The organism is uncultured Winogradskyella sp. (genome assembly GCF_947495255.1).
In the GTDB taxonomy this organism is placed as follows: domain Bacteria; phylum Bacteroidota; class Bacteroidia; order Flavobacteriales; family Flavobacteriaceae; genus Winogradskyella.
In genome coordinates this window covers 119,642-135,814 of sequence record NZ_CANLYI010000002.1, presented here as the reverse complement: position 1 = coordinate 135,814, position 16,173 = coordinate 119,642, and the positions used below count along the sequence as shown (strand labels likewise).

General features: G+C 30.8%; 11 protein-coding genes. All 11 read left to right on the top strand.

Annotation, left to right across the window (positions count from 1 at the left end; all coding sequences use genetic code 11):
- Positions 1 to 309: 309 nt before the first annotated feature.
- The 11 genes from Q0807_RS03305 (at position 310) to Q0807_RS03255 (ending at position 16,164) form a co-directional block, all read left to right on the top strand.
- Positions 310 to 1,116: an endonuclease/exonuclease/phosphatase family protein gene (locus Q0807_RS03305; RefSeq protein WP_299106351.1), complete on the top strand. Its 807-nt coding sequence runs from the start codon at positions 310 to 312 to the stop codon at positions 1,114 to 1,116.
- A gap of 307 nt (positions 1,117 to 1,423) precedes the next feature.
- Positions 1,424 to 1,660, top strand: coding sequence for an acyl carrier protein (locus Q0807_RS03300; protein WP_299106349.1), 237 nt, complete (start codon positions 1,424 to 1,426; stop codon positions 1,658 to 1,660).
- Positions 1,661 to 1,668: 8 nt separating this feature from the next.
- The gene (locus tag Q0807_RS03295; protein WP_299106347.1) at positions 1,669 to 3,120 is read left to right on the top strand and encodes a class I adenylate-forming enzyme family protein; all 1,452 of its coding nucleotides are present in this window, start codon (positions 1,669 to 1,671) and stop codon (positions 3,118 to 3,120) included.
- A 3-nt stretch (positions 3,121 to 3,123) separates the two neighbouring features.
- Positions 3,124 to 4,260 carry an iron-containing alcohol dehydrogenase gene (locus tag Q0807_RS03290; RefSeq protein WP_299106344.1) on the top strand — a complete coding sequence of 379 codons (1,137 nt, stop codon included), beginning with the start codon at positions 3,124 to 3,126 and terminating at the stop codon, positions 4,258 to 4,260.
- Positions 4,257 to 6,740 (top strand): acyl-CoA reductase, encoded by a 2,484-nt coding sequence (locus Q0807_RS03285; RefSeq protein WP_299106342.1) that lies wholly within the window; start codon positions 4,257 to 4,259, stop codon positions 6,738 to 6,740. The genes Q0807_RS03290 and Q0807_RS03285 overlap by 4 nt, the downstream gene beginning before the upstream one ends.
- A gap of 132 nt (positions 6,741 to 6,872) precedes the next feature.
- Entirely contained in the window at positions 6,873 to 7,943 is a 1,071-nt protein-coding gene (locus Q0807_RS03280; RefSeq protein ID WP_299106340.1) for a 3-oxoacyl-ACP synthase III family protein, read from the top strand.
- Positions 7,944 to 7,945: 2 nt separating this feature from the next.
- A complete protein-coding gene (locus Q0807_RS03275) occupies positions 7,946 to 8,161 on the top strand; it encodes an acyl carrier protein (RefSeq protein WP_299106338.1) in 216 nt (71 codons plus the stop codon).
- 83 nt (positions 8,162 to 8,244) lie between these two features.
- Positions 8,245 to 8,907 (top strand): hypothetical protein, encoded by a 663-nt coding sequence (locus tag Q0807_RS03270; RefSeq protein ID WP_299106336.1) that lies wholly within the window; start codon positions 8,245 to 8,247, stop codon positions 8,905 to 8,907.
- Between the two features lie 87 nt (positions 8,908 to 8,994).
- The gene (locus tag Q0807_RS03265) at positions 8,995 to 9,768 is read left to right on the top strand and encodes a TIM barrel protein (protein ID WP_299106334.1); all 774 of its coding nucleotides are present in this window, start codon (positions 8,995 to 8,997) and stop codon (positions 9,766 to 9,768) included.
- Positions 9,769 to 10,090: 322 nt separating this feature from the next.
- Positions 10,091 to 12,883 (top strand): LuxR C-terminal-related transcriptional regulator, encoded by a 2,793-nt coding sequence (locus Q0807_RS03260; protein WP_299106331.1) that lies wholly within the window; start codon positions 10,091 to 10,093, stop codon positions 12,881 to 12,883.
- Positions 12,884 to 13,137: 254 nt separating this feature from the next.
- The gene (locus Q0807_RS03255; RefSeq protein ID WP_299106329.1) at positions 13,138 to 16,164 is read left to right on the top strand and encodes a TonB-dependent receptor; all 3,027 of its coding nucleotides are present in this window, start codon (positions 13,138 to 13,140) and stop codon (positions 16,162 to 16,164) included.
- Positions 16,165 to 16,173: the final 9 nt, after the last annotated feature.

The following is a 16,173-nucleotide window of genomic DNA, read 5'->3' as shown; positions in this document are numbered from 1 at the left end:
AGTGATTTTAAATTCTATATATTTAAAGCTAAGGGGTTTATACTTTTTGTTTGTAAATGTAGATATCTATCTTTGTGCAAAATTTAAACTAAAGGAAAGTAGTAAGTGAAAAGATTCGTAAAAAAGAGGAAGCTATTTTTTGTATTAAACATAATAATTGCAACGCTTTTATTAATTGTATGTTTAAGACAATATATTGGTGTTAGTAAGTTTTTTATATTTTCATTTTTAGGTTTTTTTGTACCTTATTTAGTGCTTTTTAATCTGCTATTCTTAATATACTGGTTTCTGAGAAGAAAACGTAAGTTATTGATTTCTTTAATTGTTCTTGTTTTTGGCTACTTTGTAAATGATACTTTTTATAAATTTGGTAATTCTGATATTGAGGTAGGAGGTGAAATTGACTTAATTTCTTTTAATGCTCATAGCTTTGATGGTTTTTATAAATATGATAACCCAAATGTAAGTGAAGATATCGCCGATTTTATAGCAGAACAAAATCCAGATATAGTATGTTTTCAAGAGTTTAGCAGAATAGTATATGATAGGTTTGTGGATTATCCCTATAAATATTTGACTCCTGATTCTAGCAAATCTACATTACAAGCTATTTTGTCTAAGTATCCAATAATTGATAGTGGTTCATTTAATTTCGAAAACACAATCAACAATGCTATTTACGCAGATATAAAAATAAAAAAAGACACAATTAGAGTTTATAATGTTCATTTAGAGTCTTTTAAGGTTCGTCCTGGTTCGTTAAAAAGGGAGGTTCCAATGAATATTTTTAATAGAATGAATTTGGCTTTTCAAAAACAGATGGAGCAGGCTGAATTGATAAAAGAGCATAGTTTGTTAACAAAACACAAAAAAATTATTTGTGGAGATTTTAATAGCACACAATTTTCAAATGTTTATGACATAATAAAAGGGGATATGAAAGATAGTTTTTTAGAAGAGGGTATTGGTTTTGGAAATACTTTTAATTTTAGATTTCTACCTTTTAGAATTGATATTATTCTATCTGATTTAAAAATCACTTCTCATAATAACTTTGAAGCACAATTATCTGACCATGAGCCTGTAATGGCTTCTTTTGTTTTAGGTGATTTATAATTGAACTTGAGATAATCTCTAATATATAAATTGTGTTCTAACGCCTTCTTAGGATTATATTTTATTCAGTATTGTTGTAATTCTATTTTTAATTTAAATACTTAAGTAAAAGGTATTTTAGTTATTTCTTATTGTGTCATGTAAATGCATAATTATTAGATAAGTAGCTGTTTTTTTATTCGCTTATTGTTTGTTATCGATGTTATTATATTATTGGACTAAAAAAATGAAAAAGCATGAATAGAAAATTGAAATTTCTTTAACTTGCCAATCTATTAATTAAGAATAAAAAAATTAAAAAAGAAAAATGAATATAGCTAATAAAGTTAAAGAAATTATAGCAGATTCTATAGAGATAGAAGTTTCAAAAATTGAAGAGGATACTGCCATAGGAGATTTTCCTAAATGGGATTCTATGGGGCAAATAATTATAATTTCAGCTTTAGAGAAAGAGTTTGATTTTAAGTTTGATCCAGAAGTAATCATGGATTTAGAAGATGTGGGTGATATGATTGAAGCTGTTGAGGAACATGTTTCTGAATAATATTGCATATGGATTTTGTATCTCTTGAAGAAAAAATATTTAACTATTCTTTACAAACGCCGAATAAAACGGCGTTAATTGATAAGAAAAGAACTATTTCTTACAAGGAACTTTATCAAAATATATGGGCAACTAAGTTATTTTTAGAAAAAGAATATACGCTTCAAAAAGGAGATGCAGTTATTGTTGCTGCAAATAAAAATCTAAATTTTATATATGCATATTTTGCAATTCATTTAATCGGAGCTAAAGTTATTCCTTTAGATGAGCAAATTCAAAAAGAGAGACTATCGTATATAGTAGATAAAACTGAGCCTAAGTTAATTATTGGACTACAGAGTGAAGATCATATTACGAGCTTTGATTTTGATTTATTAAAGGATATAGAACCTATTGAAGTCCCAAATCAAATTGAATTTCCTATCAATGTTGGAGAAGCGGATATTTTGTTCACTACAGGTACAACTGGTGACCCAAAAGGAGTGGTTTTAACGCATGGTAATCTTGCTGCAAGTGCAAATAATATCAATACATTTATTCAAAATGATAGTGACGATATAGAACTATTAGCTCTACCAATTAGTCATTCTTTTGGGTTAGGCAGAATTAAATGTGTGTTGTCAGTAGGAGGAACTATAGTTTTGTTAGGCAGTATTGTCAATATGAAACGCATGTTTAGAACTTTTGAAGAGCAAAAGATTTCAGGATTTGGAATGGTGCCGGCAAGTTGGCATTATATTCAGAAAATGAGTGGAGACAGATTAAAAGATTTTGCTGGAAACCTTAATTATATTGAATTTGGAAGTGCATATATGTCTGCTGAAGAAAAGCAAGAATTAATAAACCTATTTCCTAATACAAGAATTTGTATGCATTATGGACTTACTGAAGCTTCAAGGTCTACTTTTATGGAGTTTCATGAAGACGTTTCATATTTAAATACTATTGGTAAGGCGAGTCCAAATGTTGAGATTAGTATAAAAGATGATTCTGGAAATACGCTACCATCAGGAGAAGAAGGTGAGATTTGTATAAAAGGAAACCATGTGACTTTGGGTTATTTTACGAATTCAAATACCGAATTTTTCTATGGTGATTATTTTAGAACAGGAGATATCGGTAGTATTGATGATAATGGATATATTCATTTAAAAGGTCGTTATAAAGAGATTATAAATGTTGGAGGTAAGAAATTATCACCTATTGAAGTTGAGTCTAAAATACAAGAATTCGATAGTTCATTAGAATCTGCTTGTGTTGGTATTATAGATCCTAATGGTATTTTGGGTGAAGTTGTAAAAGCATTTATCGTTAAGAGTAGCACAATAGAGAATTTTGATGCTCTCGATGAGTTCTTAAAGTCAAAATTAGAATCGTATAAGATACCGGCTTTTTACCAATGGGTTGATCAAATCCCTAAAACCAAATCAGGAAAAATACAACGACAAAAACTATTATAAATTATGTGGGAGCCTCAAGGAATTTATTCCAAATTTTTACTAAAACAACCTACTATTCTCTTTGGAGAAAATGCTATTATGGGACTTAAGACCTACGCTAGTTCTAAGGTTGTGGTTATTCATGGTTCTAGTTTGAGTGAAGATTATAAACAAAAAGTTTCAAGTGCTATGTCTTCATTTGAAGTTAACTTTGTTAAAAAAACATGGGAAGGAGAACCGACTTTAGAAACCTTAAACCCAACAATTAAAAAGGTTGAAGAATTTAGACCAGACTTAATAATAGCTATTGGAGGAGGAAGTGTGATTGATGGGGCAAAAATGGTTAGAACTTATTATGAGTTTCCATTTTTTGATGTCAACGAAACAAGTTTTTCAATGTTAAACTGGAAAACAACACTTGTAGCAGTGCCAACTACTATTGGTAGTGGTGCTGAAATTTCATCTGCTTCTGTAATGTATAATGACGCAGAAAAAACTAAAGAGTTTGTTGTTAGTCATCAGTTTATTCCAGAAATAATTGTTTTAGAGGCCAGTTTAATTATAGATGCACCTAAAAAGATATTGTTATCTTCAATGGTAGATGCTTTATCGCATGCTATTGAAGGGTATATGTCTACAATAGATAATTTGTTGGTAGATAGTTATGCAGAAAAAGCTATTCAAATTATATCTCAGTACCATGAGGTTATTAGTAAAGGTGTAGACGAGCAAAATATTAATAAATTGCAATTAGCATCGCTGTTTGCTGGTTTAGTTCAAAACCATTGTATCGTAGGTGCAACACATGCATTAGCGCATCAAATGTCTGCTTATGGATTATCTCATTCAAGTGCAATAGCCATATTTTTACCTTCAGTAATTAAAAAGAATATTAAAAATCCAATTGTAAATTCTAGATTTGAGCAGTTAGCAAAACACTCTGGGTTTGCAAAAGGGGAAGATTTACTAGGTTTTGTAGAGGAATTTATAACAGGTTTTGATCTTACGAAGGAATTAAATGTAGTGAGGAGTAATAAAGAACAGATTCTTGCTGATGATGTTTTCTTCCAACAAGCATTAAATGATAAAGGTGGACAAGGAAACCCAATTCCTATGGACAAAGAATTTTTAATGGATATTTTTAACGAAGCTTCTCTATGAAAAATATAACGATTACAGATAATCTTATTAATACTAATCCTTATGAATTAGATAAGGGACAGAAGAAAGTACCTTTTACGGAAGCATTGTTGGATGAAATTAAGTTCCATTACGATAATAATGAACAATACCAGCGCTTTTGCGATAATAAAGACTTTAATCCACATAGTTTTGAGGGAGGTTTAGATCAAATACCTCCGATTGCTGTAAGTGTATTTAAGGATTTAGGTAAGGATTTGAAGTCTGTTCCAGATAGTGAAGTTAAATTGTCATTACAATCATCTGCAACTTCAGGTGTCCCTAGTACAGTTGTTTTAGACAAAATTACAGCTAAGCGACAAGGTAAAGTAATGATTAAAGTTATAAAAGACTTTATTGGAGCAGAAAGAAAACCTTTTATTGTTGTAGATGTTAGTCCTAAGCCAGAAAATATTAAATTTTTAGGAGCTAGATATGCTGCAATTGGTGGCTATTTAAATTTTGCAAGTGATGTGAATTATGCATTGGATACTGATTCTGATGAAAGTGTTTCTTTTAATGTAGATAAAACTAAAGCGTTTATTGCATCTTTAGATAAGGAAACACCAATGGTTGTATTTGGTTTTACTTATATGTTGTACGCTCAAGTTGTAAAGCCATTATTAGATAAAGGCATTACGTTTGATTTACCCAAAGGGTCTAAAATAATTCATATTGGAGGTTGGAAAAAATTAGAAAGTGAGAAGATTGGCAAAGCGCAGTTTAATAAAGCAATGTCTCAACTGTTTTCAGTAAAAGAAGAACATGTTATAGATATTTACGGATTTACTGAACAGATGGGATTAAATTATCCTGATTGCGAATGTGGATGGAAGCATACACCAGTTTATTCAGAGGTAATTGTAAGAAACCCAGTGACTAGAGAAGTTATGACTGATGGTGAAGAAGGTGTTTTGGAATTTTTATCTCCAATTCCTCACTCTTATCCTGGTAATGTAGTATTAACTGATGATATGGGAGTTGTAAACCCAGAACCATGCCCAATTGGAAGAAACGGAACACGATTTAAAATTTTAGGTAGATTAAAAAAGGCCGAGGTACGAGGGTGTGGTGATATTTTAGGAAGTAAGTTGAAATTTTCTGGTGATTCTGAAGAACAAGAAGCATCCGTAAAATCAGATTTAGAACTTCATTATTGGAAAGGAGATAAAATTGATACGTCTCAATCTACAGAATTACAGCTTAAAGAAATTATAAGAAACTTAAATTCTAAAAAAGAATGGCTAAGAAGCCAACCAATTGATGCCTTAATTGGCTTAATTGGCGAAGCTTCAAAAGTTTGGATGACTGCAGAAGGTGATTTAAGTGCAATGAAAGAAAAAGGATTGTCGTTTTTAGCTAATTGGGCTAAACCGATTCATCTAAATAGAATTGCTACAATTGGCCTTAGAAATAACAGACAACATATAGATGGTTTTATTCCATTAAATGGTTCTCGCAAGCAATTTTTAAAAGCAAATCAAAAAGGTTTAGTTTGTCATTGGTTAGCTGGTAATGTTCAAGTTTTAGGAATGTTTGCTTTATTGCAAGCAATTATGACAAAGAATGTAAACTTACTTAAAATATCATCAAAAGATGGTGGCGTATTTGCCGGATTGTTAAAAACCTTTGAAGGCATAAGCTTTACAACAAAAGGTGGTTATACTATTAAAGGAGATGACTTATTAGAAACTATTGCTGTCGTCTATTTTTCACATAGAGATAGGGAAATAGGTGAGTTAATGTCTAAATCTGCCAATGTACGTATAGCTTGGGGAGGAAGAGAAGCTGTAGAGACTGTCGCTAATTACCCATCAATGTATGATACTGAAGATATTATTTTTGGACCTAAGATTTCTTTTTCAGTTATTTCTCAAGAAGTACTTAGTACAGAGAGAAAAGCAAAAAAAATAGCAAGAAAAGTAGCTGTAGATTCTAGTGTGTTTGATCAAACAGGTTGTGCTTCTCCACATAATCTTTATATAGAACGTGGAGGCGTAATATCTCCAAGAGAATTTTGTAATTTATTAGCTCAAGGAATGGAGAAAACTTCAGTGCAAATACCTAAAGGAGAGACATCTGTAGAGCAAATATCTGCTATACACTCTGTAAGAGGTTTATATGATTTTAAAGGAGAAGTTTGGGCAAGTGATGATACGACGTGGACAGTTGTTTATTCCGAAGATAAGAATTTAAGAGCTCCTGTGTATTCAAGAGTAATTATGGTTCATCCAGTTGATCATATAGATGAAACTTTAGAGCATATTGATGATAATATACAAACTATAGGTTTGGCATCGATAGGAGAAAAAGCATTGAATTTTGCAGAAAAAGCAGTTGATAAAGGCGTAATGAGATGTCCAGAGATGGGAAGAATGTTAAATTTTGAATCTCCTTGGGATGGCATATTTTTAATGGAAAGAATGGTGAGATGGAGTACCTTTGGTGGTCCATTGATTTAATCAAAAATAAGTACTACATTGGTAACGTTAAATTGAACAAGGTTTTTTTGAAATATTATTAGTTAAACGTTTATATTGCAGGTGATTAAAGTTGATGTTTTGTAAGTATTTATTTTCAAAAAAAGACACGAGATGAATTTGAAATTTAAGAATAAAAAAATAACAGGAATACTTTCTGTGTTACCTGAAAATGAAATAAAGTTTGAAGACGAAATAGAGAATTACGCATTTTCTAAAAGTCAATCGATGAAGCTTAAACTCATAATGGGATACAATAAGAGAAGAGTTGTGAAAGAAGGTACTACTGTTTCTGATCTGTGTATCCATGGCTTACAACATCTTTTTGATAATAATCAATTAGATAAAAATGATATTGATGCTTTGATATTAGTATCTCAATCACCAGATTATTTTATTCCTTCAACGAGTCATGTTATACAAGGGAAACTAGGATTAAAAACGGACATGGTTTGTTTAGATATTAGTCAGGCTTGCTCTGGTTATTCAATCGGTCTTTCTCAGGCTTTTATGTTACTAGACCAAGAGGATATTAATAAAGTTGTTGTTGTAAATGGTGATACTTATAGTCAAAAAGTTTCTATTCAAGACAGAGGAAGCAGACCTATTACTGGTGATGCTGTATCTATAACTATCGTCGAGAAAAGTACTACTGATAATACTATATATGGTGCAATTAATACGGACGGTACAGGGGCAGAAGCACTTATAATTCCAGCAGGCGGATTTAGAACACCGTCTACTGCTGAAACGGCAGAGTTAGTGCAAGATAGCAAAGGTAATACAAGGTCACTAGAGCATCTAGTAATGAAAGGAGATGATGTTTTTAATTTTGTTCAAAGAGAAGTACCTCCTATGGTGGATAAAATTTTAGAAAGAGCTAATGTTAGTAAGGATGACGTAGATTATTTTATGTTTCATCAGCCTAATAAGTTTATGCTAAAAAAATTGGCTGATAAAATGGAAGTACCTTACGAAAAAATGCCTAACAATATTGTTGAGAATTTTGGTAATTCTAATAGTGCAACAATTCCAGTAAACATTAGTTTTAATTTGGGAGAAAAGCTTTTAGATAATTCTTATTTTCTATGTTTAGCAGGTTTTGGAGCAGGTTTAAGCTGGTCCTCATTACTACTAGAAGTAGGAAATTTAGATTTTTGTGAAATAATAAATTATAATAATTAAATATGGAAGATTTTATACCTTCAATCGCAGAGCTTTTAGAAGAAGAAACAGTTGAGCTTACTGACGCATTAGATTCATTTGAGGCATGGGATTCTTTGACAATTTTGTCAATGATTGCTTTTTTTGATTCTGAGTATAATGTGCAATTATCTGCTGAAGAAATTGAAAATTCTGAAACTATTCTAGGAATAAAAGAACTTGTAGAAAGTAAAATGTAATAGAATATTCTTAATTTAATTTTGCTCTTGCTATAAAATAATAATATAAGTTCATACCATTGAACTCTTTAAAATATAATAAAATGAGGAACGTAATAATTTTAGGAACTGGAGGATGTGCAGCTGAAGTAACATTTTTTATTGAAGATTATAACTTGAAAATGCATGAGGATGAGAAAATTAATATATTAGGTTATATCGATTATGCTGATCACCTAAAGGATAACTATGACAAATATAATTTTGAAGCACCAGTTTTGTGTGATATAGATTCATACGAACCGAAAGCAGATGAAGAGGTCTTAATTGCGGTTATGAATATTAAATTTCGAGAGGAAATGATAAAAGCTTTGAAAGATAAGCAAGCTAAAATAGGTAGTTTTATTCATCATACTGTAGTAATGCCTCAAAAATTAGAAATTGGTGAAGGAAATATAGTTGCTCCATATTGTATACTTGAAAAGCATGCAATAATTGGTAGTTATAATTTATTAACATCTTACAGCTTTATTAGTCATGATTGTATTGTTGGAGATAACAATTTCTTTTCTTTTGCTGGTGTAGCAGGAAATGTTAATGTTGGAAATAATAATTATTTTGGACTAAGATCACTAGTAATTCCTGGAATTAAAGTTGGTAACAACAATGTGGTACAAGCAGGTATGGTTGTTGATAAAAATGTCAAGGACGATACTACAGTTTTTTATAGATTTAAAGAAAAAATTATGGCAATCCCTAAGGTTTAATTGAGTATTACATTTAATAAAACGGCTGTAAATTTCAAATAGATATAGGTTTAATTGCTCATTACATTAATGCATAAAAATTGATTATTGAATCTAAATAATAATATTAAACACAGTGTGGTACGCTGGCCATATGGCGGAATGTCAATGGAAGATTTTTTAAAGTCTTTAAACGAAATAGGTGTTACAGCAATAGAGTTGGTAAATCCAGAGGATTATCCATTATTGAAAAAATATAATATTCATTGTTCTATGTGTCATAGTGCTGAAATTAGTTTTTCAGAAGGATGGAATAATCCAAAATATCATGATGAGTTAATTAAGAATTATTCAGAAATGATACCGTTAATAGCTGATGCTGGTTATACTAATCTTATTTGTTTTAGTGGAAGCAGAGAACAAATGAGTGATGAAGAAGGAATGCATAATTGCATCATAGGATTAAATAAAATATTGCCACTAGCAAAAGAACATGGTGTAGTATTACACATGGAGTTGTTGAATAGTAAAACTGCGCCACATCAAGATTATATGTGTGATAATACAGAGTTTGGTGTAGAATTATGTAAACAATTAGATTCAGATAATTTTAAACTATTATATGATATCTACCATATGCAAGTGATGGAAGGTAATATCATTAAAACCATTAGAGTTAATCACGAGTATTTTGGACATTACCACACTGCAGGTAATCCTGGACGAGGTCAGTTAGATGATACGCAAGAATTAAATTATCCTGCAATAATGAAAGCTATTGTGAAAACAGGATTTAAGGGTTATGTTGGTCAAGAATTTATGCCAAAAGGTAAAAATAAGATTGAAGCCTTAAAAACAGGAATTAAAATCTGTGATGTTTAATTTAAAATGATAATGTTTTAAGTTTTTAGATTCATTAAAACGAATCCTTAATTAGTGAATAGCAAGAACACGTGCCATAAACGTTGTCTAAACTAATCTTAGCAGTGTTGAATTTAGTTTAAAACTTTTCAAAGGAATTCTCATTCTCGTATTTTAATTTGCGACTAGTATAGACTTTGTAAATAGGGATTCTATCGAGTTTTCTTGTTGAAATAATCGAATTTATTATTAAGTTTATCTTTTTGAAGCCATAGAATGTATCGCTTAGTTTGAAATTGTTACTTTTAATTCGAATTAAGCATAAATAGGCTAACTCAAATATATGTCCATTCGTTTTACATTTTTCGTTTTACTTATTTCATGTTTATTTTCCATTAATGGAAATGCACAATTTTCACCGCATATTCAAAATTATAGTTTAGCAGAGTATAAAGCAGGAAATCAAAATTGGGATATAACACGATCCAAAGACGGAAAAGTTTATGTTGCCAATAACAACGGTTTGTTGGCTTATGATGCTCTAAATTGGAAATTCTATCAGTTACCAAATAAAACGACAGTACGTTCTGTATTTACAGATAATGGCATAGTTTTTACCGGTTCTTATGAAGAATTTGGTTATTGGGAAAAGGATGAATTCGGAATTTTAAATTACTATTCTCTTAGCGATAAAGTTATAGATCAAATTTCTCCAAACGAAGAGATTTGGCAAATCGTAAAGTTTCAAGATAAAATTGTTTTTCGGTCGTTTTTAAATATCTATATCTATGATTTTAAAAATGTAATTCAATTAAGTCCAAAATCGGCAATCATTTCTAGTAATGTAGTAGGAGATAAGCTTTACATATGTACCCTGAATAAAGGTATCTTCTCTTTAGAAGATGAGAGGCTAAAAACCTTCTTTGTTGATCCTAAATTAATAGATACTAAAATAGTGTCATTAACCAGCTACAATGACGGTTTACTTCTGTTAACCTCATTAAAAGGAAGTTATTACTTGCGCAATAATCAATTAAAGCCAACAGGTTTTAATATAGATGAAGAGATTAAACAACACCAACTTAATAAATTTTCACAATTACCAAATGGAGAAATGGTTTTTGGGACTATAAAAGATGGTGTGTTTTTAACAGATTCTAGAGGGAATCTAAAATTTCATGTCAGTAAGGAAAACGGCTTACTTAATAATACAGTTTTAGGACAATACATTGACGCATCTAATAATTTGTGGTTAGGTTTAGATAATGGTATTTCTAAGATAGACTTAGATAGTCACCACTATTTTTTTAATGACCAATCTGGTAAACTTGGTGCAGTCTATGATGTGGTTAAATATAATGGTCAGATTTATATAGGAAGTAATACAGGACTTTTTAAACTTAATGAAAACGATAAACTTCATTTTATAGAAGGCTCTCAAGGTCAGGTTTGGGATTTAAAAATTATTGAAGACCAACTCTTTTGTGGTCATAATGAAGGTACATTTATTGTAGATAATGATAAATTAACTTGGATTTCAAGTTTTACGGGTGGTTGGACAATAAAAAAAGTTCCAGAACGCAATCATACCTATATACAAGGAACCTATGCCGGTTTAGTAAAATTTGAAAAAAAGGATAATAATTGGGAGGTTAAGCATTTAGGTAAAACTACAATTCCTTCACGTTTCTTAGTGTTTGAAAATCCTAGTACAGCTTGGGTTGCGCATGCTTACAAAGGACTATATCGTATAAGATTTGATAATAACTACGATACAATTTCTAGCGTTAAATCTTATGGTGATAAAGGAATAGGTTCAGATTTTAATCTTCGTGTTTATAATATTAAAAACAATATTAGCTTCAAAACTAATGATGGTTGGCAGAAATACGAACCTATAATAGATTCAATAGTGCCATACAATTTACTCAACGAAAAATTTGGTAAGGATAGTTATATTGTCTCTGAAGAAGATACTAATCGTTTAGCCTTAATAAATAAAGATGGTGTAATAAGTTTAAAAGCCTTCAATAACATCGCTGATAGTATCACTTTTGGTAATAGTAAAATTAAAAACCGCTATGTCGTAGGTTACGAAAACATCTCAAAAATTGAAGATTCTATATATGGCCTAAATTTAGTAAATGGCTTTATGATGATTGATAATGGTTTTAAAAAGAACCTCGAACTATTTGCACCAATTATTGAATCAATTTTAATTAACAAAAAGGCTATTGCTCTTAATTTAGATAAAGAGCCACTGTCTTTAAAGTATGGTGAAAATTTAGAAATTGAAATCATATCACCAAAATCTAATAATCACTTTTTTGAGTATAGATTATCTGAGAATGAAGACCACTGGAACCAATTAGAAAAGAACACCATAGAGTTAACTAATTTAATAGAGGGAGATTATAAAATTCAGTTTAGAGCGCAAAATGATTTTGGTAATATATCACCAATTGAAACATTAGAGTTTGAAATAAATCCGCCATGGTATAGAGGTACTTTGGGGATTTTATTATACCTCTTAGTTTTTGCGTTAGCTACTTTTACATTTTTCTATATTCAGAAGAGAAAAATATTAAGGGAACAAAGACTTATAAAAATTAAGTATCAAAAGGAACAACAAAAACTACTTAGAGAGAAAACATTAGAAAATGAAAAACGAATTGTTCAACTAAAAAATGAAGCGCTGCAAAGTGATATAAAATCTAAGAGTAAACAATTAGCAAATAATGCTATGGCTTTGGTTAAGAAAAATGAATCCTTACAAGAGATTAAAAAGGAATTAATGATTAACAAAGAAGGCTTTCAAAATTATTACGCTTATAAAAAATTGTTGAAAAAAGTTGATAATTCTATTGTGCTAAAAGATGAATGGGAAGTTTTTGAATATAACTTCAATCAAGTTCACGATGAGTTTTTTATAAAATTAAAAGAGCAACATCCAAAGCTTACACCTAAAGATTTAAAGATTTGCGCCTACATCAAAATGAATTTGTCATCTAAAGAGATTGCTCCACTATTAAATATTTCTGTTAGAGGTGTAGAAACGCATAGATATAGATTAAAAAAGAAGATAAATTTAGATAATGATACTTCTATAGTGGATTATTTATTAAATATTAAATAATCTAAGTGCTAAATTATCATATAACTATTTTTTTACTACGTCATTACTACGTCATTCTGTTAAAATCCACGCAGCGAAAACGATTTTTTACTAGCTTTAGAGTACGTCATGTTAGGCATTTTCTTTAATTGGGTTACTAAATTTAATGCATGACGTATTTAAAATGTAAATAGATGTTAACAGTATTTAACATTAGGTTATAATTTAGACAAACACAAAAACTAAATAATCAACTCTAATATTTATTAATTTCTATGAAAACAAAATTCAGTCTATTGTTAATGCTGTTTTTTTCAATTTGCGCTTTTGCACAGCAAATTGATATTAACGGAATTGTAACAACCGAAAGTGATGGGATGCCCTTGCCAGGAGCAAACGTTCTAATCAAAGGAACAAGTAGAGGAACTACGACAGATTTTGATGGTAAATTTACTATCAAGGCCTCACGTGGTGAAGAAATTGAGTTCAGCTATGTTGGCTTAGAGACTCAAACAATCTTAATCGATAACCAAACAGAACTTAACATTATTCTAAAAGATGACGTCGCCTCTCTAAACGAAGTTATTGTTATTGGTTATGGAACCCAGAAAAAAGCAGATTTAACTAGTGCAATTGCAACAATTAACCCTGAAGATTTACAATCTACTCCTACGGCACAGTTAGTTCAAGGATTTCAAGGAAAAGTAGCAGGTGTACAAATTAGTAGTATTGGTTCTCCAGGAGAAACACCTCAAGTAAGAATACGTGGTGCAAATTCTTTAGCTGGTAATTCTTCGCCATTGTATGTGGTAGATGGTATGTTTTACGACAGTATAGATTTTTTAAATTCTAATGAAATTGAAAACGTTTCTATATTAAAAGATGCATCTGCTTCAGCCATATATGGTGTTAGAGCAGCAAACGGAGTAATACTAATTACGACTAAAGGAGGTAAGTTTAATAAAAAGCCTGAGGTTACTTTTTCTACTTATTATGGAATGCAAAATGCGCAGAATGTTTTAAAAATGGCTAATGCCGAACAATTTGTCACTTTTGCTCAAGAGTCTGGTTCTGCTTCAGAAATTTCTAGTGTAGATCAAGCTATACAACGATTCGGTAGAAGTAGAATTAATCCTAATATACCAGATGTAAATACAGATTGGTATGATGAGGTATTACGAGTAGCTTCAATTGAAAATTACGATTTACAAGTCAACGGTGGATCTGAGAGTGTTTCATATTCTCTTGGTGGAAATTTTTTCTTGCAAGATGGTATTTTAGACATGAAAAACAGTTACGAGCGTTTTAACCTAAGAGCTAAGGTAAATGCTAAAGTAACGGATTGGTTAAATGTTGGTGGTAACATGTTATTCAGTAATGCTGTTAAATATGATGATGAAGCTTCAGCTTGGCAATTAACATATTTCGCGGTTCCTATTTTACCTGTTTTCGATACTAATTTTGTAAACGCAGATCCATCACCTTATTCAGATGCTAGAGAAGTTGGGTATAGAGGTTCTCAAAATCCATTTCCACTATTAGATAATTCAGATAAAAGAGGAGAAAGAAGAAGAACTACAGCAAATTTTTATGCTGATTTTAAAATCATACCGGATCATTTAAGTTTTAAAACAACTTTATCTTATAATTATTTGGGTACCAATGAGCGTATTATGTTATTACCATATTATATAACTGATGATTACCAAAGAAGTATCGATAATTCTTCAATCACTAGAACTAATGCTGTCGTTGAAAACTACATTTTTGATAATGTTTTAACTTACACAAATACATTTGGTGAACACGACTTAACTGTTATGGCTGGTACCTCATTTAGAGACGATTATTACAGAACATTTTGGGCAAGTGGAAATTTTGATCCAGGTGGAGCTTTTTTAAGAAATAATGAGCAAACTTGGTATCTTCAAAATACAGCAGAAGATAGTAGAACAGCTAGCGATGGTGGTAGTCGTTATTACGGAATGTCTTATTTTGGTAGAGTACAATATAAGTTTAAAGATAAGTATCTGGCATACGCTACGTTTCGTTCTGAAGGAAGTAATAAATATGAAAACACTTTTGTTAATTTACCTGCATTTGGTTTAGGTTGGGAAATTTCTAAAGAATCTTTTATGCAAGACATAGGGTTTTTAGATTACTTGAAATTAAGAGCAGGTTGGGGAAAATTAGCTAATAATTCTGTGGGAGCAAGTATACCTATTACGGCAAGCACAGTTTCTACAGTTTTTAACGATACGTTTTATAACGGTTTTCAGTTTTCTACGGTTGCAGATGATGTAGATTGGGAATATACGGAAGAACTAAATGTTGGTTTATCAGCAAATTTATTTAATAATAGATTGTCTTTAGAGGCAGACTATTTTGTTAAAGACACAAAAAATTTAGTAATAAATATTGAGCCTTTGGTAGGTACAGAAGTGAGCAGCCAAAATGCCGGTTCTGTTAGAAACCAAGGTATTGAATTGGCAGCAACTTGGAATGGACAAATATCTAAAGATTTTGGATATACAGTTTCGGGTAACTTTAGTACTATAGATAACGAAATTACAGGTTTAGCTGGTCAGCCATATCTTAATACAGGTACAGCAGAAGCAAGACAACGTTTAATTGTTGGTGAAGCTATTAACTCTTTTTATGGTTACGAAATAGAAGGTGTTTATCAAAATTCAGCAGAAGTTACAGCGGACCCTAATGTGCAAGCAATTATAGCAGACGGAACAGCGATTAATCCTGGATATTTTAAATATAGAGATCTTAATAATGATGGTACAATAGATGCTAGCGATAGAAAGGTTATTGGATCACCAGTACCAACATATTATTTTGGTGGTAATGTTGGTCTTAACTACAAAGCGTTTGAGTTAAATGTAGCTTTTTATGGCCAAGGAGGTAATGTTATCTTAAATACTAACCGTATGGAAGTGATCAGAACTCAAGGACGTAATATAGATGCTGAATTAGCAGTAAATCGCTGGCATGGAGAAGGAACAACTAATGAGTTTCCATCTTCTGAAGGTTATAGAAACTTATGGAATCAAAAATTATCTGAATTCTTTTTACAAGATGGTGATTTTTTTAGAATTCAAAATATCCAGTTAGCCTATACCTTAAAAGAGAAGAACTTACCAGAAATGCGTTTTACGCTTACTGCAGATCGTCCTGTAATTTGGACAAAAGGTTACAATGGTTTTAATCCAGAGGTTGGTTTTGATGGAAGAGATACACAAACATATCCAACTCCGTCGGTTTATACATTTGGAGTTACAGTTAAATTTTAAAAAAATTAA

Bases quoted from the DNA above. Each gene is read 5' to 3' on its own strand.
- Q0807_RS03280 (WP_299106340.1), top strand. From the start codon at position 6,873: ATGAATTTGAAATTTAAGAATAAAAAAATAACAGGAATACTTTCTGTG.
- Q0807_RS03285 (WP_299106342.1), top strand. From the start codon at position 4,257: ATGAAAAATATAACGATTACAGATAATCTTATTAATACTAATCCTTAT.
- Q0807_RS03300 (WP_299106349.1), top strand. From the start codon at position 1,424: ATGAATATAGCTAATAAAGTTAAAGAAATTATAGCAGATTCTATAGAG.
- Q0807_RS03290 (WP_299106344.1), top strand. From the start codon at position 3,124: ATGTGGGAGCCTCAAGGAATTTATTCCAAATTTTTACTAAAACAACCT.
- Q0807_RS03255 (WP_299106329.1), top strand. From the start codon at position 13,138: ATGAAAACAAAATTCAGTCTATTGTTAATGCTGTTTTTTTCAATTTGC.
- Q0807_RS03295 (WP_299106347.1), top strand. From the start codon at position 1,669: ATGGATTTTGTATCTCTTGAAGAAAAAATATTTAACTATTCTTTACAA.
- Q0807_RS03270 (WP_299106336.1), top strand. From the start codon at position 8,245: ATGAGGAACGTAATAATTTTAGGAACTGGAGGATGTGCAGCTGAAGTA.
- Q0807_RS03275 (WP_299106338.1), top strand. From the start codon at position 7,946: ATGGAAGATTTTATACCTTCAATCGCAGAGCTTTTAGAAGAAGAAACA.
- Q0807_RS03260 (WP_299106331.1), top strand. From the start codon at position 10,091: ATGTCCATTCGTTTTACATTTTTCGTTTTACTTATTTCATGTTTATTT.